Here is a 23,827-nt window from a genome sequence, read left to right as displayed (position 1 = left end):
TATGACGGAAGCGATTATTACTTTTCATAATGTCAAAAAGGTTTATGATGATCAAGTGGTATTGAAAAATGTGAGTTTTGACATTGAACAAGGTAAGTTTTATACATTATTGGGACCATCAGGTTGTGGTAAGACGACGATTTTACGATTAATAGCAGGTTTTATCGAAGCGAGTGAGGGAGACATTCGGATTAAAAATAAACGTGTGAATGACATTCCAGCAAATCAACGAAAAGTAAATACAGTTTTTCAAGATTATGCGTTATTTCCTCATCTTAATGTTTTTGAAAATATTGCCTTTGGGCTAACCTTACGTAAAATGCCGAAAGCAGAAATCAAAGAACGGGTACAAGAAGTATTAAAACTCGTACAATTATCAGGATTTGAAGAACGCGAGATTAGTGAAATGTCAGGGGGGCAGCGTCAGCGTGTCGCCATTGCTCGCGCGTTAGTCAACGATCCTGAAGTGCTATTGCTAGATGAGCCTTTATCGGCACTGGATTTGAAGCTGCGGACGGATATGCAGTATGAATTGAGAGAATTACAACAACGTTTAGGTATTACGTTTATTTTTGTGACGCACGACCAAGAAGAAGCACTCGCCATGAGTGATGAAATATTTGTTATGAATGGTGGGAAAATCATCCAAAGTGGGACGCCGGTTGATATTTACGATGAACCAATTAATCGCTTTGTTGCAGATTTTATTGGTGAAAGTAATATTGTAGACGGGATTATGCGTGAGGATAATCTTGTAGAGTTTGTCGGCAAACCATTTGAATGTGCAGACGGAGGGATGAGACCAAATGAGCCCGTTGAAGTCGTACTACGTCCTGAGGATATTCGCATCACATCGGTAGCAGAAGGAAAGTTAAAAGTGAAAGTAGATACGCAACTTTTCCGTGGTGTACATTATGAAATTATTTGTTTTGATGCGGATGGCAACGAATGGGTCGTTCATTCGACTAAAAAAGCTGTTGAAGGCAGTGAAGTCGGCTTATACTTTGATGCAGAAGATATTCATGTGATGCGTTTCGGTGAGACCGAAGAAGAATTCGATGCTCGTTTAGAAAGCTACGAAGAGGATTAGGAGGGGGAAAAATGAAACAAACACGTATTACGTATTCCGTCCCGTATGTCTTATGGCTCGTCTTTTTTGTATTAGCGCCAGTGTTGTTGATTGTTTATCAGTCATTTACTAATGGTAGCGGACAGTTTACCCTTGAAAATTATCAAGCCTATTTTTCTTCCTCGACGTATTTAAAAATGACATTTAATTCCGTTTTTTATGCGTTTATTATTACAATGGCTGTTTTATTGATTAGCTATCCAACTGCTTATTTATTAAGTAAAACAAAACATAAACAACTATGGTTGATGCTTATTATTTTACCAACATGGATTAATTTGTTATTAAAAGCCTATGCATTTATTGGGATTTTTAGTCAAAATGGAAGTATTAACCATTTCTTATCATTTATCGGAATAGGGAAACAGCAAATTTTGTTTACTGACTTTAGTTTTATTTTTGTAGCTGCGTATATTGAAATACCTTTCATGGTCATGCCGATTTTTAACGCTTTGGAAGAAATTAATCCGTCATTAATCAGTGCCAGTCATGACTTAGGAGCAAATCGTTGGCAAACGTTTCAACGTGTTATTTTTCCGTTATCGCTTAATGGTGTGCGAAGTGGTGTGCAAGCAGTCTTTATTCCGTCACTGAGCTTATTCATGTTGACTCGCTTGATTGGTGGTAATCGTGTCATAACCTTAGGAACAGCGATTGAACAACATTTCTTAGTCACCCAAAACTGGGGCATGGGTTCAACGATTGGTGTCGTGTTGATTGTGGCAATGGTCATTATCATGATTTTAACGGGAGAGAAACGTAAGAAGGGAGGACGTCGCCATGAAAAAGCAACGCATAAAGTGGTCTAATTTGTATTTGGTCTTCGTCTTTGTCTTATTGTATTTGCCGATTTTTTATTTAATCTTTTATTCCTTTAATGCCGGTGGCAATATGAATGGCTTTACCGGATTTACGTGGGAGCATTATCAAGCAGTTTTTGAAGATAAACGTTTATTGGTCATTGTTTTACAGACATTTCTCTTAGCTTTTTTATCTGCTTTGATTGCAACGGTGATTGGGACGTTTGGCGCGATGATGATTCATAGTACCCGTACACGTCAGCGTCGTAATGTCTTGTTAAGTGCGAACAATATTTTAATGGTGTCACCAGATGTTATTATTGGGGCGAGTTTTTTAATCTTCTTTACGATGTTAGGAGTCAGTCTTAACTTTGTGTCAGTAATGTTATCTCACGTGGCGTTTAGTATTCCTATTGTTGTACTAATGGTACTACCTAAACTTAAAGAGATGAACCCGTCACTGATTGACGCCGGTCGAGATTTAGGTGCGACGAATTGGCAAATCATTCGAAAAGTGATTATCCCTTATATTACACCGGGAATTATTGCAGGTTATTTTATGGCTTTTACGTATTCATTAGATGATTTTGCGGTAACCTTTTTTGTAACGGGTAATGGTTTTTCTACCTTATCAGTAGAAATTTACTCCCGTGCACGTCAAGGAATTAGTTTAGAAATCAATGCGCTGAGTACCTTGTTATTCTTATTCTCGATGGTCTTAGTGACAGGTTATTATTTTATCACGCAAGATAAATCACGTAAGAAAGAAAAACAAGCACGTCAGAAACAAGAGGTGGCGGCACTATGAAAAATTTAAAAGTGTTAGTTATTGGCATAGTGGGAATTATCGGATTGTTATTTTTCTCGAGTCAACAAATGCAGCGCTCTCAAGGTTACGCCAGTGGTAATACGGTGACCATTTATAACTGGGGAGATTATATCGACCCGAAATTAATTAAAAAGTTTGAAAAAGAAACCTCTTATAAAGTGAGTTACGAAACATTTGACTCAAACGAAGCCATGTTTACCAAAATTCAACAAGGTGGCACGGCGTATGATTTAACAATCCCTAGTGAGTATATGATTCAAAAGATGATGAAAGAAAAAATGTTAATCCCAATTGATTACAGTAAGATAAAAGGCATTGAACAGATTGATGAGCGGTTTATGGATTTAGACTTCGATCCCAAAAATGTCTACTCGATTCCTTATTTTTGGGGAACACTAGGAATCGTTTATAACGACAAGGTTATTAAAGCCGATGAAATGCAACATTGGGATGACTTGTGGCAAGAAAAATTAGAGAATAACGTTATGTTATTCGATGGTGCACGTGAAGTGATAGGGCTAGCTTTAAATAGTGACGGGCACTCACTAAATAGTAAAGATAATCAGTTGCTAGAAAAAGCTGCGCATAAACTGGACTCTTTACCGAATAATGTCAAAGCTATTGTCGCAGATGAAATTAAAATGTATATGATTAATGAAGAAGCAGCGGCTGCGGTAACTTTCTCAGGTGAAGCTTCAGAAATGCTCGATAACAATGAACATCTACATTATGTTATCCCATCTGAGGGGTCTAACTTATGGTTTGATAATATCGTGATTCCTAAAACAGCTAAAAATATTGAAGGAGCTTACGCGTTTATCAATTTCTTATTGGAACCTGAAAATGCCGCACAAAATGCTGAATATATCGGATACTCCACTCCAAATAAAGGAGCATTAAAATTATTGCCAAAAGAAATCACTGAAGATGAACAGTTTTATCCTAAAGATGATGTGATTGCTAACTTAGAAGTCTATGAGGATTTAGGGCCAGAATATATTGGGATTTACAATGATTTGTTTTTAGAATTCAAAATGCATCGAAAATAAAAAGACAGGTAAGAGTGATGTGACTCTTACCTGTTATTTTTTACTATGGGTATTTTTGGTTATTCTTTGTCTAATTTATGGTATGATATTTTAAAGAGATCATCCGATCAACAAAGGAGGAGAACGATGGAAATTATTGAGAAAGCACCTGCCAAAATCAATCTCGGTTTGGACGTTCTCCGAAAACGAGAAGATGACGGGTATCATGACTTAGAAATGATTATGGCGAGTGTTGATTTAGCCGATAAGTTGTTTATTCAAGAATTAGAAACAGACGATATTGTAGTGAAGACCAGTGCAAGCTTTTTGCCAGTAGATGCTAAAAATAATGTCTATCAAGCTGTCGCATTATTAAAAGAAGCGTGTGGGATTTCTAAAGGCGTCTTTGTCGATATCAAAAAGAATATCCCAGTTGCTGCTGGACTGGGAGGAGGTAGTAGTGACGCTGCTGCTGTGTTACGTGGCTTAAATCAGTTATGGGGGCTTGGTCTTAAAACAAATGAGTTGAGCCAGATTGGTTTTCAAGTCGGTACAGATGTTCCGTATTGTATGTACGGCTCTACAGCGTTTGTCAGTGGACGTGGAGAAAAGGTCGAGCGTTTACCTGCGATGCCACAGTGTTGGGTTGTGCTAGTCAAACCCCCATTCAGTGTATCTACGCGTAAAATATTTGCTGAGTTGGATATGGAAAAAATTAGTCATCCTAATATCGAGGCATTGAAAGAAGCGATATTGAATGAAAGTTATGAAGACATGATTCAATACATGGGAAATGCAATGGAAGCGACGACAATCGAACGTCGTCCGGTTGTGCAAGAAATTAAAGACCGCATGATGCGTTATGGAGCAGACGTTGCGATTATGAGTGGCAGTGGCCCGACCGTTTTTGGTTTGTGTCAAAATTATTCACGTGCAAAACGTGTCTATAATGGCTTAAAAGGATTTTGCCAAGAAGTTCATATTGTTCGGACGTTGAATTGTTAAACGAAAAAAGTTTGAACAGTCGCTAACATATAGCGTATAATAAAAGGCGTATAAGATGAGAGTGTGGAGGGAATAGAATGTTTAAACGATTTAAAAAAAATAAACAAGCAACATGTCATGCTGTAGCGAAAGGTCAGTTAATAGACTTACCAACTGTTGGGGATGGTGTTTTTTCAAGTAAGATGTTAGGAGATGGCTTTGCTATTCGTCCAGAAAACTCAGCGGTGTTTTCACCAGTCTCAGGAAAAGTACTGAGCGTCTTTCCGACAAAGCATGCGATTACGATTGCTAGTGACGACGGTTTAGAAATATTAGTTCATATGGGGATTGATACGGTCGAATTAAAAGGAGTACCTTTTACCATTCACGTCAAAGAAGGCGATAAAGTATCCCCTACAACTCAGCTAGCAGATATGGATTTATCTGAACTAGCTAAAACAGAAACAGACTCTACAGTTGTCGTAGTTGTCACAAACATGGACGCTGTCAAAGAAATGCCAGCTGTGACAGAACGCACAGTGGAAGCTTCTGAAGAAGTATTAACCTTAACCTTAAGTTAACCAAAAAACATCCGACTGCTTTTAAAGCAGTCGGATGTTTTTTTATAAAAATTAATTATTCTTGTGTTAAACCGTCATGAATAGTATCGATATTCCACTTCATCATGTCGTAGTATGTATCTCCTGTTTCACCTTCTTTTGCTAAGGAGTCAGTAAAAATTGTGTCGTAGATATCGACTTTTGTTTGAGCAGCGACAGCTTTCATTGTTTTAGGAGAAACACTTGTTTCCACAAATAAAGCTTTAACGTTTCCGCTATTGACGATATCAGTAATACGAGTCATTTGTTCTGGCGTACCCTGGTTATCAGTATTGATTTCCCAGATGTATTCAGCACGTAGGTCGTAGGCTTTAGAGAAATACTTAAATGCGCCTTCACTTGTTACTAAAATACGTTGTTCTTCAGGAATCGCCGCCATTTTTTCTTTGGCTTCTTCATGTAATGCCGCTAGTTTTTCTTGGTAACGATCATGATTTTTTTCATAATAGTCTTTATTGTCAGGGTCGATTTCGATAAGACGTTTAGTAATATTGTCAACGTAAATCATCCCGTTTGCAAGTGATAACCAAGCATGTGGGTCTTCTTCGTTTTCTTGACCTTCTTCTGTTAAATGTTCGGGTTCAATTCCTTCAGTGACTAAAAATGCTACGTCTTCTTTACGAGCATTTTCTAAAAGTTTGTTGAACCATCCTTTCCCTGTTTCTAAGTTCATCCCGTTGTAGAACAGGATGTCTGCCTTTTCCACGTTTAAGGTATCTTCAGGTGTTGGTTCATACATGTGAGGGTCTGTCCCACGTGTGACGATGCTCGTCACATTGACTTTATCGCCACCGATGTTTTCAACCATATCAGCGATAATCGAATAACTTGCGACAACCTCTAATTTATCTCCTTCTTTTTTTGTTGATGCTTTATCTGATGTGTCAGTCGCGCTACATGCTACTAACGTTGTAGCAGCTACAACACTGACTAATCCAAGTAACCACTTTTTCATTCTGTAACTTCCTTTCCTTTGGCTTTAAAGAAGCCGTTTTTTGGTGAAAATATAAATGAAACAATAAAGAAACTAGCACTGACTAATACAATAGCTGCACTTGTCGGTAAGTTGTACTCAAAACTTAATATTACGCCAATAATTCCGCTAATAACCCCCAAACAAGATGAGCCGATGATCATATGAGACAATTTATTTGACCATAGATAAGCCGTTCCGGCTGGGGTTACTAATAGCGCAATGACCATGACAATTCCAACTTGTGAAAGAGCAGAGACAGTAAAGATAGTTAATAAAAACATCAATAAGTAATGATAAAAGGCAGTGTTCATTCCATAAGTTTGTGAAACAACGGGGTCAAAGGACGTAATTAGAAATTCTTTATATAAAAGACTAATAATGCCTAAAACAATGACCATAATGATAAAAGATTGTAAAATTTCGCCAGGTGTAACGGCTAGCACATTCCCAAATAAAATATGGTTTAAGTCAGCACCACTTTCTGCTTTGGTAATCAAGATAATCCCTAAAGCGAAAAAGGAACTTAAGATAATGCCAATAGAGGTATCGGTTTTAATTTTACTTTTCTTAATAATAAACTCGATTAGCACTGCGGCAAGTAAACCAAAAGCCGTTGCACCAATCATCATATTAATTCCTAGCATGTAAGAAACCGCGACACCGGGTAAAACGGCATGGGATAAGGCATCCCCCATTAAAGAGAGTCGTCTTAAAACAATAAAGCTACCTAAGACACCGGATGTGATACCAAGTATGACAGATGCGAGTAGAGCATTAAACATACTAACTGGCATATTCAGTGCGTCTGCGATACTAAAGAGTATTTCCATGAACAGGTTCCTCCTCTCTAAATAGCAAATTACCAAGTGTTTGGCCGTAAGCAGATTGGATATTTTGTTGATTAAAGACATCTTCTGTTTCTCCAGCACCAATAATTGTATGGTCGAGTAATACAAGATGATCAAAGTAGTCTTGTACTTTATTTAAGTCATGGTGGACGGTAATAATCGTTTTACCGTCAGCGACTAGCTCATTGAGAATATCAATGATGATTTTTTCACTCGCCATATCAATTCCGACAAACGGCTCATCTAAAAAGAAAAAATCAGCTTGTTGAGCTAAAGCACGTGCAATAAAAACACGTTGCAGCTGTCCGCCGGATAAGTTACCTATTTGACGATGAGCAAGGTCGGCTAATCCAACTTTTTCCAAAGCTTCTTTAGCAATGGCTTTTTCTTTTTTTCCAGGATGTTTAAAAAGAGGTAAACGTGGATAGGTACCTGTTATGACAGTATCCATGACGTTAATTGGAAAAGTTAAATCAATTTCACTGCGTTGGGCGACATAGGCAATTTGTTGGCGATAACTGTCTATTTTTTGACCATTAATTGTGACTTGTCCAGAATCTTTTTTTATAATTCCCAGGATGGCTTTTAATAATGTGGATTTACCAGCTCCGTTTGGTCCGATAATACCAATAGAGTGTTCTAAAGGTAAATCGAGTGACACATTATTTAATGCTTTCGTTCCATAATAGGAAACATTCAATTTTTTTACTGAAAGCATATGAGTTCCTCCTTCTATTTTCTTGTAATTACAGTGTAAACCAAAAAAGATTTTTAGGCAAGCCTAAAACGTTATTAAATTTTTATTGTTGCATCCCGATTGACGATTTTCTCGTAACGTGTTATTATTGTAAAGTTAATCAAAACGTAACTGTTACGTTTTGTCAAAAGGAAGGGGAGATGACATGGTTTACTATATAGAAGTAAACGATATTACCTTTTATTACGAAGATGAACCCGTTTTAGAAAATATCTCTTATACCGTTAGTCCGGGAGAGTTTGTGATTTTAACAGGAGAAAATGGCGCTGCGAAATCGACATTACTGCGAAATACGCTCGGTTTATTGCATCCTTCTAGTGGGTCGATTAGGATTGCGGATAAAAATATTAAAGGCGAACCTTTAAGTATCGGCTATATACCACAGCAGATTGCCTCTTTTAATGCAGGATTTCCAAGTACTGTATTAGAGTTAGTTGAATCAGGTCGGTATCAACATGGCAAATGGTTTAAGCGTCTTAACGCACGCGACCATGAGCATGTAGAGAAAGCATTAAAGTCAGTCAACATGTGGGAGATGCGTCATAAGCGGATTGGGGAATTGTCAGGCGGGCAAAAGCAACGGATTGCTTTAGCACGTGTTTTTGCGACTGACCCAGATTTATTTGTTTTGGATGAACCAACGACAGGTATGGATGAGGGGTCACGTGGGGACTTATATCGTCTATTGCAACACAATGCACATGAACATCAAAAAGGTATTTTAATGATTACCCATGATCATGAAGATGTAGAAAAATACGCGGATCGACATATCCGATTAGTTAGAAAGGAGAATTCTCCATGGCGATGTTTTCATATGAATTCATGATTCGAGCCTTGATTGCTGCGAGTATGATGGCTGTTATTGCCCCGTTATTAGGTGTCTTTCTAGTCATTCGTCGACAATCATTACTGGCCGATACACTTTCACATGTCTCACTAGCAGGGATTGCACTCGGCTTTTTTGTAAATTGGAACCCAACGATTACAACGTTATTAGTCGTGATTGCTGCCGCTTTTATTTTAGAAGCGTTAAGACAAGTTTATCGCTCCTATGCCGAGATTGGGACAGCTATTTTAATGTCGGGTGGTATGGCGACCGCCTTAGTTTTAATGAGTTTAAATAAAGGAAATAACGCCATGCGTATTCAAGAATATTTATTCGGTTCGATAGTGACGATTAGTTGGGACCAGATTAAAATTTTAGGCTTTTTATTCGTTTTATTAATTATCGGCTTCTTTTTATTCAAGCGTCCTATGTATGTTTTAACTTTTGATGAAGCAACGGCTCATGTCGATGGTCTGCCTGTTAAAACGATGTCGATTGTTTTCAACGTTTTGACGGGGGTCGCCATAACAGTCCTTATTCCTATTGCTGGAGCCTTATTAATTTCTGCGGTGATGGTTCTACCAGCAGCTATTGGAATGCGTATTGGTAAAAGTTTTAATCACGTTATTCTCGCAAGTATCTTTGTCGGCTTGATAGGTATGCTGGGTGGACTGGTGGGCTCATATCAATGGGATACGCCTGCTGGAGCAACGATTACGTTAATTTTTATTTTTATCTTTTTACTGTTAACCCTTTATAAAAAGTTGCGTGTAGCTTTTAAAAAGCAACAAACTTCGTAATGAAAAGACATAGAATGTAGTGATTCTATGTCTTTTTTTAGTTGCTTCTCATGAAAAGCTGTTTTTCTGTTATAATAGGAAGTGAATCGCTGAAAAAACTATGAAAAGAATGTGTTTCATCATATAATAATATGAAACAGAAGAAAGAACGAGGGATGGCAATGAAAGTGAGACGAAGTGAGCGACTCATTGATATGACGCAGCATTTATTAACACATCCACGAACATTGATTTCACTAACCTACTTTGTTGAAAAGTATCAGTCAGCAAAATCGTCGATTAGTGAGGATTTGGGGATTATTAAGCGGACATTTCAAGAGCGTGGCTATGGCCTATTGGAAACATACCCAGGAGCAGCTGGGGGAGTGGTGTATACACCTAAGATGACCATGACAGAAGCAGAAGAAGTAGCGAAAGAATTGAGTGCTCGCTTATCTGAAAGTGACCGTTTACTACCGGGTGGTTACGTGTATTTATCAGATTTACTAGGCGAACCGGAATTGCTACGTAAAGTAGGACATATGATTGCTTCTAAATATGTGGAGCAACCGATTGATGCCGTCATGACTGTGGCAACAAAAGGAGTACCAATCGCGCAAGCTGTTTCATACTATTTGAACGTTCCATTTGTGATTGTACGCCGTGACTCTAAGATTACAGAAGGGTCGACAGTAAGTGTCAACTATGTTTCAGGTTCATCTGAGCGTATAGAAAAGATGGAGTTATCAAAACGCAGCTTGAAACCAGGCTCTAAAGTACTAATTGTGGACGACTTTATGAAAGGCGGCGGCACAATTAACGGTATGAAGAGTTTGATTGAAGAGTTTGGTGCGGAGCTTGTCGGTACGACTGTTTTTGCAGAGTCAAACTTTAGTGGACGCAAACAAGTAGATGATTATTACTCATTACTGTGCGTAGAAAGTGTTGACACTCAGACGAAAACGATTCAAGTCGTTCCGGGAACGTATTTTCAAGAAGAATCAGATTAAAGGGGGATTTTTTTGATGGGAAATCGTTATGCCATCATTTTAGCTGCGGGGCAAGGCTCTCGTATGAAGTCAAAAAAATATAAAGTATTACATGAGTTAGCAGGAAAAAGCATGGTCGATCATGTTTTAACACAGGTAGAAACATTAGCACCGACACAAGTGGTAACCATTGTAGGGTATGGTGCGGAAAGCGTGAAGGAAGCGTTAGGCGACCGTACGGCTTACGCCTTACAAGCGGAACAATTAGGAACGGGGCATGCGGTGTTACAAGCAGATGCTTTATTAGCTGATAAAGAAGGCACAACACTTGTGATTTGTGGGGATACGCCTCTATTACAAGCGTCGACTTTAGCTGCACTTTTTGAAACACATGAGTCAACAGGGGCGAAGGCGACCGTATTGACTGCAGAAGCACCTAATCCTTTTTCTTATGGACGGATTATTCGCGATGAAGCGGGTAATGTAAAGAAAATTGTAGAAGAACGTGATGCCACAGATGAAGAGCGTCAAGTCACCGAGATTAATACGGGGACGTTTTGTTTTGACAATCAAGCTCTTTTTGACACGTTGAAAAAAGTAGGAAATGATAATGATCAAGGTGAGTATTACTTACCTGATGTTATTGGATTGTTACAACAACAAGGTAAGAAAGTTGCGGCGTATCAAATGGCTGACTTTGCTGAATCAATTGGTGTTAATGACCGCGTAGCGTTAGCGAAAGCAACGGAAACAATGCGTCAACGCATTAATCATCAACATATGGTTAATGGTGTTACCTTTGTTAATCCTGCAGCAACGTATATTGATGCGGAAGTTGAAATTGGTAATGATACATTGATTGAAGCAGGCGTTACTTTGCGTGGACGCACTAAAATTGGTTCTAATTGTGTTATTGGAGCAAATAGCGAGATTGTTGAGAGTGTGATAGCTGATAATGTCGTCGTCACCTCTTCGATGATTGAACATGCGACCATTGCTGCGGGGGTAGATGTCGGCCCTTATGCACATATTCGTCCAAACAGTGATTTAAAAGAAAACGTTCATATTGGAAACTTCGTAGAAATTAAAAACACTACGATTGGGGCAAATACCAAAGTCGGTCATCTAACGTACGTAGGAGATGCGGACTTAGGCGAGCATATTAATGTCGGTTGTGGCACAGTTTTTGTGAACTATGACGGAAAAAATAAACACCGTGCGACAGTAGGGGACCATGTGTTTATTGGATGTAATGCTAACTTAGTTGCGCCGGTAACGATTGGGGACCGGGCATTTATTGCAGCAGGTTCGACGATTACTAAAGATATTCCGAACGATGCATTAGGTATCGCGCGCAGCCGTCAAGAAAATAAGGATGGTTATGCGAAGAAACTACCACATAATGAATAAATAATATAAAATCTCTTGATTTTATATGGAAAAATGACTACTATTTATAAGGAAGTAATATTAATTAGATAGCAAAAAGAAAGCGGAGGTTCTCATGACAAATCATTACTTTGATCCAAGGTTAAAAATATTTGCCCTGAATTCAAACAGACCGTTGGCTCAAAAAATCGCAAAAGCAGTAGGGGTCGAATTAGGAAAATCATCAGTGAAGCAATTTAGTGATGGCGAGATTCAGATTAATATTGAAGAAAGTATTCGTGGTGACCATGTTTATTTAATTCAATCAACAAGTTTCCCAGTCAATGATAATTTGATGGAGTTACTAATTATGATTGATGCCTTGAAACGTGCAAGTGCGAAAACCATTAACGTGGTGATTCCTTATTACGGTTACGCCCGTCAAGACCGTAAAGCACGCTCTCGTGAACCTATTACAGCGAAGCTAGTAGCAGATATGTTAACAGCAGCTGGCACGACACGTGTGTTGACACTTGATTTACACGCGGCACAAATCCAAGGGTTCTTTAATATCCCTGTTGACCACTTGATGGCAGCACCTTTATTAGCTGACCACTTGACACACCAAGGATATGTGGGAGACGATGTGGTTGTCGTATCACCTGATCATGGTGGTGTGACACGTGCGCGCAAGTTAGCCGAGTTTTTAAAAGCACCAATTGCGATTATTGATAAACGTCGTCCAAAAGCAAATGTGGCGGAAGTGATGAATATTATCGGTCAAGTCAATGGGAAAAAATGTATCTTAATTGATGATATGATTGATACAGCTGGCACGATTACATTAGCCGCACAAGCGTTGAAAGATGAAGGCGCGACAGAAGTGTTGGCGTGTTGTACGCACCCTGTTTTATCAGGACCGGCTTTTGAACGTCTTGAAGCTTCTCCGATTGAAAAAGTCATTATTACGGACTCTATCTATTTACCAGAAGAAAACCGTATTGAAAAATTAGAAGAAGTAAGTGTGGGTTCATTGATTGGGGATGCGATTAAACGTATCCATGAGAATAAACCTGTTAGTCCGCTTTTTGAACAAAAGAAACTATAAAAAAACGAGCCAATTACGGCTCGTTTTTTTTATAGACAATATTAAGGTTGGTTATCTTGTTTGATTTTGTTTATAGCTTCTGGATCGTTTGCTAATAAATCTCTAATTTCACGTAAGTATACTTCAGCAGCAGCTAATTCTTCTGCTACCTCTTCCTCTTCTTCTTGTTTTTTGCCAAGTGAACGTGCTTTGTTCATAGCTTTAACAATTAAGAATACGACAAACATAGTAATAAAGAATGTAATAATAGCTGAAACAATCATGTTAAAGTCGAGGACAATTCCTTTTCTTAATGTAACGCTAAGACCAGAGATTTCGCCTGTTTTACTACCAGTAATTAAAGCAATGGCAAATTCAACAAGTGGTGTGATAAACCCTTCTACAAGTGCTGAAACGATAGAACTAAACGCTCCCCCAATAACAACCCCAATAGCTAAGTCTAACGCATTTCCTTGAACAATAAATTCTTTAAATTCTTTAATCATTTACTTCCTCCTTGATTTGATACTTATATTATAACGAAAAAGGATAAAAAAGTAGAATTATTCGCTTTTAAATGTTATTTTTTAATGTAATTTTTATTTGAAAGTCGAGTGTTATTCAAAATTATGCTATGATAGTAAAGATTAAAGACCGTAATGTGAGAAAGATTGGACACATTACACAGTGGAGAAAGGACGGTTGGGAACATGACGATTTCATTAGCAGAAAATGTCACTTTACACGTTATTCCAACAAAGAAATATAAAACGACACGTGTGCTGATTCGTTTTGCCACAGATGTGACAAAAGAAAATGCGAGTTATCGCACATTATTGAGTAGTTTATTGGAGACAAGTAGTGCAAACTATCCCACGAATAAACAAATGAATGAACATCTTTCTGAGCTTTATGGCGCTAGTTTTGGTTCGGGGACGGGAAAAAAGGGAAATCAACACTTTTTAGAGGTTTCTTTATCAGTTGTCAATGAAAAATTTTTACCGCGTAAAGAAGCAGTATTAGCGGCAGGGATTGATTTCTTGGAACAAGTGTTATTTTATCCGAATGTTCAAGATGGTCAGTTTGATAAAGCACAATTTGAGCGAGAAAAGCGTAATTTAATGGCGTATATTCAATCCATTTATGATGATAAACAGAGTCGAGCGGGTCTTAGTTTACAAGCGTTATATTTTGAAGACTATCCAGAACAGGCGATTCCAAGTTTTGGAGACTTTTACATTATTAAAAATATTGAAAATGAAGCACTTGTATCCTACTATCACCAGATGTTACGTGAAGACCAAATTGATATTATGGTGTTAGGGGATGTAGAAGAGGAATCAGTTCGACCATTATTTGAAAGTTTACCCTTCCAGGGACGCTCGATTTCGGCTCCTTCTTTTTTTGTGGACACAGTTGCGACTTCGCTTAAAGAACAAACGGAGTGTTTAGAAGTGAAGCAAGGAAAGCTAAACATGGGGTATCAAACGGGTGTTTACTATTATGATGAGGATTATTTTGCTGCGCAAGTGTTTAATGGTTTGTTTGGTGGTTTCCCTCATTCTAAACTTTTTATGAATGTGCGTGAAAAAGAAAGTATGGCGTATTATGCGTCTAGTCATTTAGATACATTTCGAGGTATGTTGACGGTGCAAACAGGAATTGACGACCGTTTGAAAGATAAAGTGATGACATTAATTGATGCACAATTAGCGTCACTTCAATTAGGAGAAATCAGTCAAGAAGACTTGTTTCAGACGAAAGAGATGCTAAAGAATCAGTATCGTCTGTCGCAAGATAATCCAAGCGTTATGATGGAAGTTTCTTACTTGAGCCACTATATCCCTAACATGGTGATGAGCGATGATGATTGGTTTAACAAGATTGACGCAGTAGAAGTGGCGGATGTTCAAAGAGTCGCCCAACGTGTCAAAAAACAAGCGATTTACTTTATGAAAGGAGTGGGCGAACGTGTTTCATAAAAAGGAATATCCATTATTAGAAGAAACCCTTTATTCAGCCACCTTACCGAATGGTTTGACCGTTCATCTGTTACCTAAAACAGGTTTTCATAAAACTTACGGCATTATGACGACGGAATATGGGTCGATTGATAACGAATTTATACCGTTAGGTGAAACAGAGTTTCGTCATGTTCCAGACGGTATCGCTCATTTCTTAGAACATAAATTGTTTGAAAAAGAAGATGGCGATGTTTTCCAAACATTTGGTAAACAAGGTGCTTCCGCGAACGCTTTTACTAGTTTTACTCGTACGAGTTATTTATTCTCTACCACAAGCCGAGCGATTGAGAATGTGGAGACGTTACTGGATTTTGTACAGGAGCCTTATTTTACCGAACAGTCGGTCAATAAAGAAAAAGGTATTATTGCCCAAGAAATTCAAATGTACGAAGACGATCCGAATTGGCGTTTGTTTTTTGGCGCTTTGAATAATATGTATCCTAAACATCCTTTACACATTGATATTGCAGGGACGGTTGAAAGTATCCAAGATATTACGGCAGAAGATTTATATCAATGTCATGAGACGTTCTATCATCCTAGTAATATGAACTTATTTGTGGTAGGAAATTTTGATTTAGAACAAATGCAGGAAGTGATTACAAGCAATCAATCCAGTAAAAGTTTTGCCCCTCCAACTGTAATAGAGCGTCGTTTCCCTAGTGAAAAGTTGGCGGATATTGTACGAGAGAGTGCCATTGAATTGGATGTTCAACGTCCTAAAATTGCTTTGGGAATTAAAGGCATTGAAGATTTACCTGAAACAGGTTATGAAAAAGTGCGTTATCGTACGGCTGCTAGTCTTTTATTACAGCTACTTTTTGGCAGTACCTCACAAAACTATGCTGATTTATATGATGAAGGGTTACTTGACGACACCTTTAGTTATGAATTTGAAATGAATCGTGGTTTTTATTTTGCTTTATTGAGTGGGGAGGCCGAACAGCCTGAGGAGTTAGCTGAACGTTTGACAGACATTTTGTTGACAGCAGAAGTGTCAACGGAAATTACAGCAGAGAATTTAGAGTTGCTTAAAAAGCGAATGATGGGGAAATATTTACAATCATTAAACTCGTTAGAATACATTGCCAATCAATTTGGTCAAAATCATTTCGGAGATGTGTCATTATTTGATATGATACATGTTATAGAAAGTATTCAATTAGAAGATATTCACACAGTGAGAAAACAATTGCTCCATCCACAGGCAATGACACGTTTCTATATCTATCCTAAAGGAGCGATGTAAGCGTGAAGTATGCGTTGATATTGGGAGCAAGTGGGGATATTGGAATGGCGACGGCTCGCGAACTAGCCTCAGCTGGTTGGTCGCTTTATTGTCATTATCATCGACATGAAGAAGTGGTTAAGACACTAGTACAGGAATTGTGCGAAAATTATCCTGAGCAGTTGTTTTCTGCGGTTTCATTGGATATGACACAGTCAACCGTTCCACTTGCTTTTTATGAAGAGATTGGGCCTGTCGATGCGGTCATCTTTGCAAATGGTAAAACCGTCTATAAGCTGTTAACTGAGATGGAAGCAGAAGAAATGGATGAGTTGTGGCGCTTATTTGTTAAAACACCGGCATTAATTTGCCAGCATTTACAAGAGAATTTAGCCAAACGAAAGCAAGGGCGTATCGTCTTTATCAGCTCGGTTTATGGTTTTTCTGGTAGTGCGATGGAAGTGATGTATAGTACCTTAAAAGGGGCGCAGCACGCGTTTGTTAAAGCGTACGCTCAAGAAGTCGCTTCTTTAGGGATGACGGTTAATGCTGTGGCACCAGGCGCAGTGGACACACATATGAATACGGATTGGACGGCGGAAGAGCAGGCTCAGTTACTGTCTGATATTCCATTGCAACGAATGGCTTCGCCTTATGAAGTCGCAACATTAGTGACATTTTTATTAGGGGAATCTGCTAGTTATATTACGGGAGCGAGTATTCCGATAACTGGAGGTTGGAAGTATTAGTACGAAAAAGAAAAAGGTGAGAATGTGGAAACAATCGGTGAACGACTAAAAAAAGCCCGTTTAGAAAAAGGCTATACCATGGATGAATTGCAACAATTAACTAAAATTCAACGACAATATTTAGAAGCCTTAGAAGAAAATGAATTTGAAAAATTACCAGGAAGTTACTATGCTCGTAACTTTATCAGACAGTATGCGAAAACGGTCGATTTAAATCCAGATGAAATGGTCACCATTTATGACGGAAAGACCCCTAAAGCGCCAGTGGTCGTGGATGAAGTCAATCATTCGCGAAAAGCATTGCATCAAAAAAAAGCGACGAAACAAACGTGGTTTTCTCGCGAGCGCTTACCGATGATGATTTTAATAGCCGTTGCCACACTAATTGTGGGCAGTATTCTTTGGCTGTCGTTAAGAGACGATGGAAAACGTCCTGTGATTGAACGTCCCGAGGAAGTCGTGATTGAAGGGGAAACAAGCTCGGCAGAATCAGAAACGACTCAAGCAGAAACAGAAGAATCGGTGTCTGAAACTGTGGAAGAAAAACAAATGGCTGTGAAATTTGAGCGTGAAAGTGGTAGTAACAGTTACTTTACGATTAAGGACGTAGCGGAACCCCGTACATTAAGTTTTACTTCGCAAAATGGCCGTTGTTGGATTGGCGTAATGGTGGATGGGAACTATATTTTCGATCAAACATTAGAAATAGGAGACCAGACGGAAACGACGCTTCCTAAAGGTGCCGACAATGTTACGATTGTACTAGGGGCATCTGATTATGTTTCGATTGCTATTAACGATGAGGACTTCCAGTTTGACCCTAATCACACGGGTAATATTAAACGAGATATCCATGTGACTTTTAAAAAGTAGTGGAAAGAAAGTGAGCGAAAAAAATGAATTTACCGAATAAATTAACTGTTATTAGAATTTGTATGATTCCCTTTTTTATCATCATGTTAACTGTTCCTTTAAATTGGGGAGTCGTCAATTTAGCCGGGACGAGCGTGGCGTGGACGCAAGTCATTGCCATGGTAATATTTGCCGTAGCGAGCATAACAGACTGGTTGGATGGTAAAATTGCGCGCGACCGAGGTCTAGTTACAAACTTTGGTAAGTTTGCAGACCCTTTAGCCGATAAGATGTTAGTGATGACTGCGTTTATTATGCTAGTGGAACAAGGAAAAGCACCGGGGTGGATTGTAGCTATTATCGTGTGTCGTGAGTTAGCTGTTACTGGTTTACGCTTATTATTAGTAGAAGATGGCGAAGTGATGGCGGCAGCATGGCCGGGTAAAGTTAAAACGATGACGCAAATGTTAGCGATTATCTTTTTATTAATTGATAACGCACCGTTTAATGCGATTCATTTACCAGTGGCTACTATATTATTATATGTCTGTTTATTTTTTACCGTTTATTCAGGTGCCGACTACTTTATTAAAAATAGTCATGTTTTTAAAGGATCTATGTAAGTTAAAATTAATGAGACTCGTATCAAATTCGATACAGAGTCTCTTTTTTTGTAGTAGAATAGTAAAAAAGAGAGAAGATAATAAAAATAAGAAATAAAGTCTTTTTTTTACGTATATTATCTTTGAAAGGAGAAAAAGGATGCGAGCAGAAATTATCGCAGTGGGTACGGAGCTATTAATTGGTCAAGTGGTTAATACCAATGCGACTTTTTTATCAGAAGAATTAGTGGGGATTGGTTATGATATTTATTATCACAGTGTGGTAGGGGATAACCCAGAGCGTTTAAAAGAGTTAATTGGACAAGCCTCTCAGCGAAGTGAATTGATTGTATTGTGTGGGGGATTAGGACCAACAGAAGATGATTTAACGCGAGATGTGTTAGCTGATTATTTAAAAGAGCCGATGGTGTTAGATCCAGAGGGGTACGATAAAATTGCTACCTATATGACTCGCTCTGGTCGCGAGATGACGGAAAATAATCGTAGGCAAGCGTTAACGATTCAAGGAGGTCAAGCGATACCGAATGATACAGGCTTGGCAGTCGGGACTTTTTATCAAGCTGAGACGACGAGTTATTTAGTCTTACCAGGACCGCCGCGTGAGTTAAAACCAATGTTTTATCATCATGTTATCCCATTGTTAAAGCAGCAGTTACCTCAAACCGACCAACTGTATTCTCGCGTATTACGCTTTTTTGGTATCGGGGAGTCACAGTTAGTTTTAGAATTAGAAACATTAATTCACGAGCAAACCAATCCGACCATTGCGCCATACGCAGGAGATACAGAAGTTCGTTTACGACTGACAGTCAAAGCTACAGATGAGACGACAGCAAATGAGATGCTAGATGAGATGGAAGAAAAAATTATGTCTCAAGTAGGGGATTATTTCTATGGTTATGGGGAAGAAAATAGTTTGATTAAAGAAACCGTCAAGGCGTTAAAAGCCGCGGAGCGAACGGTCGCCTCGGCCGAAAGTTTGACTGCCGGGATGTTTATGAGTGCATTGGGAGACGTTCCAGGTGTTTCTAGTGTCTTTAATGGTGGCTTTGTCACATATACGAATGAGATGAAAAGTTGCTTATTAAAGATTGATTCCGCTTTGCTTGCTCAACACGGGGCTGTTAGTGAGGCGTGTGCGTGTGCGATGGCAGAACAGGCTCGTGTGTTAACAAAGAGTGATTATGGCGTAGCGTTAACAGGCGTAGCAGGTCCAGATAAAAGTGAGGGTCAGCCTGTAGGAAGTGTGTGGATTGGGCTCTCTTCTGCGATAAGTGGGACACAGGCTTATCATTTTCAACTTCAGCGAGACCGTCAATATATTCGGCAAAGTGCCATGATGCGCGCAATGGACTTACTACGTCGTCAAGTGATAGCAGAAAATCACGACTAAATCGAATGTTTGTTCGCTTTTTTCTTGCTTTTTATAGATGAAAACATTATGATGAAGAAGTAAAGAATTCAAGGAGGGTAAAGAATTGGCAGATGATCGTAAAGTAGCACTAGATGCTGCATTAAAAAAAATAGAAAAAAACTTTGGTAAAGGCTCAATTATGAAATTAGGAGAAAAAGTAGACACACAAATATCGACCATTCCAAGTGGTTCCATTGCTTTAGATGTGGCATTAGGTGTGGGTGGCTATCCTCGAGGGAGAATTGTAGAAGTTTATGGTCCAGAAAGTTCTGGTAAAACAACAGTGGCTCTTCATGCTATAGCAGAGGTTCAAAAAAATGGTGGAACTGCTGCTTTTATCGATGCGGAACACGCTTTAGATCCTGCGTATGCAAAAAACTTAGGGGTTGATATTGATGAACTATTATTATCTCAACCAGATACTGGGGAGCAAGGATTAGAAATAGCGGATGCATTAGTATCAAGTGGCGCGATTGACATGGTGGTCGTTGACTCGGTGGCTGCTTTAGTACCTAGAGCTGAGATTGATGGTGAGATGGGTGACACACATGTCGGATTACAAGCTCGTTTAATGTCACAAGCCCTAAGAAAATTATCTGGTTCGATTAACAAAACAAAAACCATTGCGATTTTTATTAACCAAATTCGTGAAAAAGTTGGGGTTATGTTTGGGAGCCCAGAAACCACTCCGGGTGGACGCGCCTTAAAATTCTATGCGACGATTCGTATTGATGTACGCCGCGCTGAACAGATTAAAGCGGGTACGGAAGTGATGGGAAATCGTACGCGAATAAAAGTCGTAAAAAATAAGGTGGCCCCTCCTTTTAGAATGGCTGAAGTCGATATTATGTATGGTAAAGGGATATCTAAGGAAGGCGAACTATTAGATATGGCCGTCGAACAAGATATCGTGGATAAGAGTGGCGCTTGGTATAGTTACAATGAAGAGCGTATGGGACAAGGTCGTGAAAACTCTAAACAGTTTCTAATGGATAATCCTGAGATTATGGCAGAAATTGATGCTAAAGTGCGAGCTGCTTATGGTATTGGCGAGCCTGTTGATGAAGAGTTAGATGTGACATTGGATTTAGAAGAAGAATAAATCGATAACGACTTTTAAGCGTTTAAGCGCGCTTAAAAGTCGTTTGTTTGTTCTAAATAGCCGAGCCTATTTAAAATAAAATAAAGTTGACACTTTGATACACAACTATTAGAATTAATGTGTGTATCAATATACATCTATGCAAGTAGGCATAGTGATAATAATATATGTTTATCAAAAAAACTACACTGATATAAAATGATTATACGGAGGTGTACTATGAACACAATTGCTATACTCCTCGGTATCATCAGTTTGATTGTCGGTCTCGGCGCAGGGTTTGTCATTGCGAAAGTACGTCAGGAAAAACGAATTGACGCAGCCAAACATTCAGCAGAAGGCATTTTAGAAGAAGCAAAGCGTGAAGCTGAAACATTAAAAAAAGAAACGTTGTTAGAGTCCAAAGAAGAGAATCAGAAGTATCGTCTAGAAGTTGAAAGTGAGTTGAAAGAGCGAAGAAACGAAGTTAAAGAACAAGAAAATCGTTTACTCCAACGTGAAGCCACGCTTGATCGTAAAGATGAAGCGTTAGTTAAACGTGAAAACTCACTAGAAGATAAAGAAGAAAAACTTGATTCTAGAAAACAATTGATTGGTGAACGAGAAGAAGAAATCACGAAGTTAATAGAGGAACAACGCGTTGAGTTAGAACGGGTGGCCTCCCTTTCTCGTGAAGAAGCAAAAAATATTATCATGACAGAAACAAAAGAAGAGTTAACCCATGAAATGGCTGTTATGGTAAAAGAAAGTGAACAACGTGCGAAAGACGAGGCAGATCGTGTTGCGAAAAACTTACTAGCATTAGCAATGCAGCGTAGCGCGGCAGATCAAGTATCGGAAACGACAGTTTCGGTAGTCTCTTTACCAAATGATGAGATGAAAGGTCGTATTATTGGACGTGAAGGACGTAATATCCGTACGTTAGAAACGCTAACGGGGATTGACCTTATCATTGATGATACACCGGAAGCAGTCGTATTGTCTGGTTTTGATCCTATTCGTCGCGAGATTGCACGAATGGCTTTAGAAAAATTAATTCAAGACGGCCGGATTCATCCAGCTCGTATTGAAGAGATGGTAGACAAAGCACGTAAAGAGATGGATGAGCGTATTCGCGAATACGGTGAAAACGCCGCATTTGAAGTGGGTATCCATACGTTACATCCAGACTTGATTAAGATTATGGGACGTATGCGTTTTAGAACGAGTTACGGCCAAAATGTTTTAAATCATTCCATTGAAGTGGCGAAGTTAACAGGTGTGTTAGCTGCCGAACTAGGGGAAGATGAAGAAATGGCACGCCGTGCAGGTTTCTTACATGACATTGGAAAAGCACTTGACCGTGAAGTTGATGGTTCTCATGTGGAAATTGGAACGGAATTAGCTAAAAAATATAAAGAGCCTGAAATTGTTATTAATGCGATTGCGTCACATCATGGTGATACCGAAGCGACTTCTGTTATTTCAGTTTTAGTCGCAGCTGCTGATGCCTTATCAGCTGCTCGACCTGGAGCACGAAGTGAGTCGTTAGAAAATTATATACGTCGTTTAGAACGTTTAGAACAAATTGCAAACGACTTCTCAGGTGTCGATTATAGTTTTGCAGTTCAAGCGGGACGTGAAGTGCGTATTATGGTTAAACCGGAAGAAATTTCTGATGATCAAGCGACTATCTTAGTCCGCGATATCCGTAAACGAATTGAAGAAGAATTAGAATATCCAGGACATATCAAAGTCACGGTAGTAAGAGAAACACGTGCTGTTGATTATGCCAAATAATAAAAAGTTTTCCGTCATAAAATGTGGCGGAAAACTTTTTTGCTTATAAAAGAGACTTTGAGAGCGGATAGTAGACTGGAGTAGTTATCGTTATTGTTTTTCATTGAAAAATAGTATAATAAAAGAACAAGGAGTAGGGAGGAGAAAGTATATGAAAGATGTGGTGAAAAGAAGTATAGGGACAGCGATTGGTATGACAGCTGGCTTGCTCATCTATGACCAAATAAAAAAATCGCGTTCGTATCAACGTTTAGTAATTGGACAATCGCGTGAAAAAAAGATTCCAACGCTTCTCTTACATGGCGTGCATGGCGATCACCGAACAATGCAAGGTATGATTCGTCGTTGGGGACGTGAAGGACTTGCTTACAAAGCATTACAAATCGAAGTGTCTGCTGATGGCGATATGATAGTAAATGGAACGTGGAATCAAAATCCCGACAACTTAAATCCCTTGATTCAAGTCTTTTTTGAAAATAACGATGCCAGTGCCGATCAACAGGCAAAATGGCTGACGCGTATTATGGTATTTTTAAAAGATAAGCTTGAGATAGATCGTTTGTACCTTCTAGGCCATTCAATGGGAGGAGTCGCGTCCATGTATTATTTAACTTCGGAAGCAGCGACAACAGATGATACGCCGATTGTGAAGAAGTTTGTTTCATTAGGGTCGCCTTATAAGGGAGAAATTGCGGATACACTGATTAGTCGCTTGTATCAATTGGAAAAAGAGGGCAAGCGTGATTTCGATGAAATGTATCAACATTTTATGTCAGTTAATCAACGCCTATCGCCAAATCTCTCCGTTTTAAATATTTATGGTGACTTGGAGGACGGCACTGAGAGTGACGGGATTATTATGACAGAGGATGCGCGTGCCTTACGTGACATAGTAGCGCATAAAGTGGCATCTTATGATGAGGTAGAAATCACGGGGTTAGGCGGTCAACATACGTTATTACATGAGAACGGTGAGGTCGATGAAACAGTGAGCTTATTTTTATGGGGACAATAAATTTTAAGAAAGGAAGAG

24 protein-coding genes are annotated in these 23,827 nt (G+C 38.9%); 20 read left to right on the top strand and 4 right to left on the bottom strand.

Features of this window, described 5'->3' with window-relative positions:
- The first annotated feature begins 1 nt into the window (after position 1).
- The 6 genes from CBF33_RS07265 (at position 2) to CBF33_RS07240 (ending at position 5,351) form a co-directional block, all read left to right on the top strand.
- On the top strand, positions 2–1,090 hold the full coding sequence (locus CBF33_RS07265; protein WP_126762911.1) for an ABC transporter ATP-binding protein: 1,089 nt from the start codon (positions 2–4) through the stop codon (positions 1,088–1,090).
- Positions 1,091–1,101: 11 nt separating this feature from the next.
- Positions 1,102–1,938: an ABC transporter permease gene (locus CBF33_RS07260; protein ID WP_023605842.1), complete on the top strand. Its 837-nt coding sequence runs from the start codon at positions 1,102–1,104 to the stop codon at positions 1,936–1,938.
- Positions 1,910–2,737, top strand: coding sequence for an ABC transporter permease (locus CBF33_RS07255; protein ID WP_023605843.1), 828 nt, complete (start codon positions 1,910–1,912; stop codon positions 2,735–2,737). Before CBF33_RS07260 ends, CBF33_RS07255 begins: the two co-directional genes overlap by 29 nt.
- Complete coding sequence (locus tag CBF33_RS07250; protein ID WP_126762909.1) at positions 2,734–3,807, top strand: ABC transporter substrate-binding protein; 1,074 nt, start codon at positions 2,734–2,736, stop codon at positions 3,805–3,807. The genes CBF33_RS07255 and CBF33_RS07250 overlap by 4 nt, the downstream gene beginning before the upstream one ends.
- A 126-nt stretch (positions 3,808–3,933) precedes the next feature.
- Positions 3,934–4,791: a 4-(cytidine 5'-diphospho)-2-C-methyl-D-erythritol kinase gene (gene ispE, locus CBF33_RS07245; protein ID WP_126762907.1), complete on the top strand. Its 858-nt coding sequence runs from the start codon at positions 3,934–3,936 to the stop codon at positions 4,789–4,791.
- 77 nt (positions 4,792–4,868) lie between these two features.
- Entirely contained in the window at positions 4,869–5,351 is a 483-nt protein-coding gene (locus CBF33_RS07240; RefSeq protein ID WP_126762905.1) for a PTS sugar transporter subunit IIA, read from the top strand.
- 55 nt (positions 5,352–5,406) lie between these two features.
- Here CBF33_RS07240 and CBF33_RS07235 read toward each other — a convergent pair whose 3' ends face one another.
- Genes CBF33_RS07235 through CBF33_RS07225 form a run of 3 tightly spaced genes read right to left on the bottom strand, consistent with a single transcriptional unit; the run spans position 5,407 to position 7,932 of the window.
- Positions 5,407–6,345 carry a metal ABC transporter substrate-binding protein gene (locus tag CBF33_RS07235; protein ID WP_126762903.1) on the bottom strand — a complete coding sequence of 313 codons (939 nt, stop codon included), beginning with the start codon at positions 6,343–6,345 and terminating at the stop codon, positions 5,407–5,409.
- Positions 6,342–7,196, bottom strand: a complete 855-nt coding sequence (locus tag CBF33_RS07230) for a metal ABC transporter permease (protein ID WP_126762901.1) — start codon at positions 7,194–7,196, stop codon at positions 6,342–6,344. The genes CBF33_RS07235 and CBF33_RS07230 overlap by 4 nt, the downstream gene beginning before the upstream one ends.
- Entirely contained in the window at positions 7,180–7,932 is a 753-nt protein-coding gene (locus CBF33_RS07225) for a metal ABC transporter ATP-binding protein (protein WP_126762899.1), read from the bottom strand. Before CBF33_RS07225 ends, CBF33_RS07230 begins: the two co-directional genes overlap by 17 nt.
- A 184-nt stretch (positions 7,933–8,116) precedes the next feature.
- Here CBF33_RS07225 and CBF33_RS07220 point away from each other — a divergent pair, with 184 nt between their 5' ends.
- The 5 genes from CBF33_RS07220 (at position 8,117) to CBF33_RS07200 (ending at position 13,044) form a co-directional block, all read left to right on the top strand.
- A complete protein-coding gene (locus tag CBF33_RS07220; RefSeq protein WP_023605850.1) occupies positions 8,117–8,800 on the top strand; it encodes a metal ABC transporter ATP-binding protein in 684 nt (227 codons plus the stop codon).
- Positions 8,773–9,600, top strand: coding sequence for a metal ABC transporter permease (locus CBF33_RS07215; RefSeq protein ID WP_126762897.1), 828 nt, complete (start codon positions 8,773–8,775; stop codon positions 9,598–9,600). Before CBF33_RS07220 ends, CBF33_RS07215 begins: the two co-directional genes overlap by 28 nt.
- Positions 9,601–9,761: 161 nt before the next feature.
- Positions 9,762–10,589 (top strand): pur operon repressor, encoded by an 828-nt coding sequence (gene purR / locus CBF33_RS07210; RefSeq protein WP_126762895.1) that lies wholly within the window; start codon positions 9,762–9,764, stop codon positions 10,587–10,589.
- 15 nt (positions 10,590–10,604) lie between these two features.
- The gene (gene glmU / locus CBF33_RS07205; RefSeq protein ID WP_126762894.1) at positions 10,605–11,978 is read left to right on the top strand and encodes a bifunctional UDP-N-acetylglucosamine diphosphorylase/glucosamine-1-phosphate N-acetyltransferase GlmU; all 1,374 of its coding nucleotides are present in this window, start codon (positions 10,605–10,607) and stop codon (positions 11,976–11,978) included.
- 94 nt (positions 11,979–12,072) lie between these two features.
- Positions 12,073–13,044: a ribose-phosphate diphosphokinase gene (locus tag CBF33_RS07200; protein WP_023605854.1), complete on the top strand. Its 972-nt coding sequence runs from the start codon at positions 12,073–12,075 to the stop codon at positions 13,042–13,044.
- 41 nt (positions 13,045–13,085) lie between these two features.
- Here the strand turns inward: CBF33_RS07200 and mscL are convergent, their stop codons facing one another.
- On the bottom strand, positions 13,086–13,529 hold the full coding sequence (gene mscL, locus CBF33_RS07195; protein WP_023605855.1) for a large conductance mechanosensitive channel protein MscL: 444 nt from the start codon (positions 13,527–13,529) through the stop codon (positions 13,086–13,088).
- Positions 13,530–13,733: 204 nt separating this feature from the next.
- Here mscL and yfmF point away from each other — a divergent pair, with 204 nt between their 5' ends.
- The 9 genes from yfmF to CBF33_RS07150 all read left to right on the top strand — a co-directional run bounded on the left by yfmF (position 13,734) and on the right by CBF33_RS07150 (position 23,809).
- Positions 13,734–15,005, top strand: a complete 1,272-nt coding sequence (gene yfmF, locus CBF33_RS07190; protein ID WP_126762893.1) for an EF-P 5-aminopentanol modification-associated protein YfmF — start codon at positions 13,734–13,736, stop codon at positions 15,003–15,005.
- Complete coding sequence (gene yfmH / locus CBF33_RS07185) at positions 14,995–16,296, top strand: EF-P 5-aminopentanol modification-associated protein YfmH (RefSeq protein WP_126762892.1); 1,302 nt, start codon at positions 14,995–14,997, stop codon at positions 16,294–16,296. The genes yfmF and yfmH overlap by 11 nt, the downstream gene beginning before the upstream one ends.
- A 2-nt stretch (positions 16,297–16,298) precedes the next feature.
- The gene (gene ymfI / locus CBF33_RS07180; RefSeq protein ID WP_126762890.1) at positions 16,299–17,024 is read left to right on the top strand and encodes an elongation factor P 5-aminopentanone reductase; all 726 of its coding nucleotides are present in this window, start codon (positions 16,299–16,301) and stop codon (positions 17,022–17,024) included.
- Positions 17,025–17,048: 24 nt separating this feature from the next.
- On the top strand, positions 17,049–17,897 hold the full coding sequence (locus CBF33_RS07175; protein ID WP_126762888.1) for a helix-turn-helix domain-containing protein: 849 nt from the start codon (positions 17,049–17,051) through the stop codon (positions 17,895–17,897).
- Positions 17,898–17,920: 23 nt separating this feature from the next.
- The gene (gene pgsA / locus CBF33_RS07170) at positions 17,921–18,499 is read left to right on the top strand and encodes a CDP-diacylglycerol--glycerol-3-phosphate 3-phosphatidyltransferase (protein ID WP_126762886.1); all 579 of its coding nucleotides are present in this window, start codon (positions 17,921–17,923) and stop codon (positions 18,497–18,499) included.
- A gap of 139 nt (positions 18,500–18,638) precedes the next feature.
- A complete protein-coding gene (locus tag CBF33_RS07165) occupies positions 18,639–19,892 on the top strand; it encodes a competence/damage-inducible protein A (RefSeq protein WP_126762884.1) in 1,254 nt (417 codons plus the stop codon).
- An 85-nt stretch (positions 19,893–19,977) separates the two neighbouring features.
- A complete protein-coding gene (gene recA / locus CBF33_RS07160; protein ID WP_126762882.1) occupies positions 19,978–21,015 on the top strand; it encodes a recombinase RecA in 1,038 nt (345 codons plus the stop codon).
- Positions 21,016–21,234: 219 nt separating this feature from the next.
- The gene (gene rny / locus CBF33_RS07155) at positions 21,235–22,794 is read left to right on the top strand and encodes a ribonuclease Y (RefSeq protein WP_126762880.1); all 1,560 of its coding nucleotides are present in this window, start codon (positions 21,235–21,237) and stop codon (positions 22,792–22,794) included.
- A gap of 151 nt (positions 22,795–22,945) precedes the next feature.
- Positions 22,946–23,809 carry an alpha/beta fold hydrolase gene (locus tag CBF33_RS07150; protein WP_126762878.1) on the top strand — a complete coding sequence of 288 codons (864 nt, stop codon included), beginning with the start codon at positions 22,946–22,948 and terminating at the stop codon, positions 23,807–23,809.
- Positions 23,810–23,827: the final 18 nt, after the last annotated feature.

It is taken from the genome of Vagococcus lutrae (genome assembly GCF_003987555.1).
GTDB classification, from domain to species: Bacteria; Bacillota; Bacilli; order Lactobacillales; family Vagococcaceae; genus Vagococcus_A; species Vagococcus_A lutrae.
The sequence above is the reverse complement of the archived record's forward strand: the minus strand, read 5'-3'. Positions and strand labels throughout refer to the sequence as shown.

What these genes read in the sequence shown, in the direction of transcription:
- CBF33_RS07235 (WP_126762903.1), bottom strand. Translation starts at nt 6,345, where the DNA reads ATGAAAAAGTGGTTACTTGGATTAGTCAGTGTTGTAGCTGCTACAACG.
- CBF33_RS07265 (WP_126762911.1), top strand. Translation starts at nt 2, where the DNA reads ATGACGGAAGCGATTATTACTTTTCATAATGTCAAAAAGGTTTATGAT.
- purR (WP_126762895.1), top strand. Translation starts at nt 9,762, where the DNA reads ATGAAAGTGAGACGAAGTGAGCGACTCATTGATATGACGCAGCATTTA.
- ispE (WP_126762907.1), top strand. Translation starts at nt 3,934, where the DNA reads ATGGAAATTATTGAGAAAGCACCTGCCAAAATCAATCTCGGTTTGGAC.
- CBF33_RS07150 (WP_126762878.1), top strand. Translation starts at nt 22,946, where the DNA reads ATGAAAGATGTGGTGAAAAGAAGTATAGGGACAGCGATTGGTATGACA.
- CBF33_RS07220 (WP_023605850.1), top strand. Translation starts at nt 8,117, where the DNA reads ATGGTTTACTATATAGAAGTAAACGATATTACCTTTTATTACGAAGAT.
- rny (WP_126762880.1), top strand. Translation starts at nt 21,235, where the DNA reads ATGAACACAATTGCTATACTCCTCGGTATCATCAGTTTGATTGTCGGT.
- CBF33_RS07260 (WP_023605842.1), top strand. Translation starts at nt 1,102, where the DNA reads ATGAAACAAACACGTATTACGTATTCCGTCCCGTATGTCTTATGGCTC.
- CBF33_RS07250 (WP_126762909.1), top strand. Translation starts at nt 2,734, where the DNA reads ATGAAAAATTTAAAAGTGTTAGTTATTGGCATAGTGGGAATTATCGGA.
- mscL (WP_023605855.1), bottom strand. Translation starts at nt 13,529, where the DNA reads ATGATTAAAGAATTTAAAGAATTTATTGTTCAAGGAAATGCGTTAGAC.
- pgsA (WP_126762886.1), top strand. Translation starts at nt 17,921, where the DNA reads ATGAATTTACCGAATAAATTAACTGTTATTAGAATTTGTATGATTCCC.
- CBF33_RS07215 (WP_126762897.1), top strand. Translation starts at nt 8,773, where the DNA reads ATGGCGATGTTTTCATATGAATTCATGATTCGAGCCTTGATTGCTGCG.
- CBF33_RS07230 (WP_126762901.1), bottom strand. Translation starts at nt 7,196, where the DNA reads ATGGAAATACTCTTTAGTATCGCAGACGCACTGAATATGCCAGTTAGT.
- CBF33_RS07200 (WP_023605854.1), top strand. Translation starts at nt 12,073, where the DNA reads ATGACAAATCATTACTTTGATCCAAGGTTAAAAATATTTGCCCTGAAT.
- CBF33_RS07255 (WP_023605843.1), top strand. Translation starts at nt 1,910, where the DNA reads ATGAAAAAGCAACGCATAAAGTGGTCTAATTTGTATTTGGTCTTCGTC.
- CBF33_RS07165 (WP_126762884.1), top strand. Translation starts at nt 18,639, where the DNA reads ATGCGAGCAGAAATTATCGCAGTGGGTACGGAGCTATTAATTGGTCAA.
- yfmF (WP_126762893.1), top strand. Translation starts at nt 13,734, where the DNA reads ATGACGATTTCATTAGCAGAAAATGTCACTTTACACGTTATTCCAACA.
- CBF33_RS07240 (WP_126762905.1), top strand. Translation starts at nt 4,869, where the DNA reads ATGTTTAAACGATTTAAAAAAAATAAACAAGCAACATGTCATGCTGTA.
- glmU (WP_126762894.1), top strand. Translation starts at nt 10,605, where the DNA reads ATGGGAAATCGTTATGCCATCATTTTAGCTGCGGGGCAAGGCTCTCGT.
- CBF33_RS07225 (WP_126762899.1), bottom strand. Translation starts at nt 7,932, where the DNA reads ATGCTTTCAGTAAAAAAATTGAATGTTTCCTATTATGGAACGAAAGCA.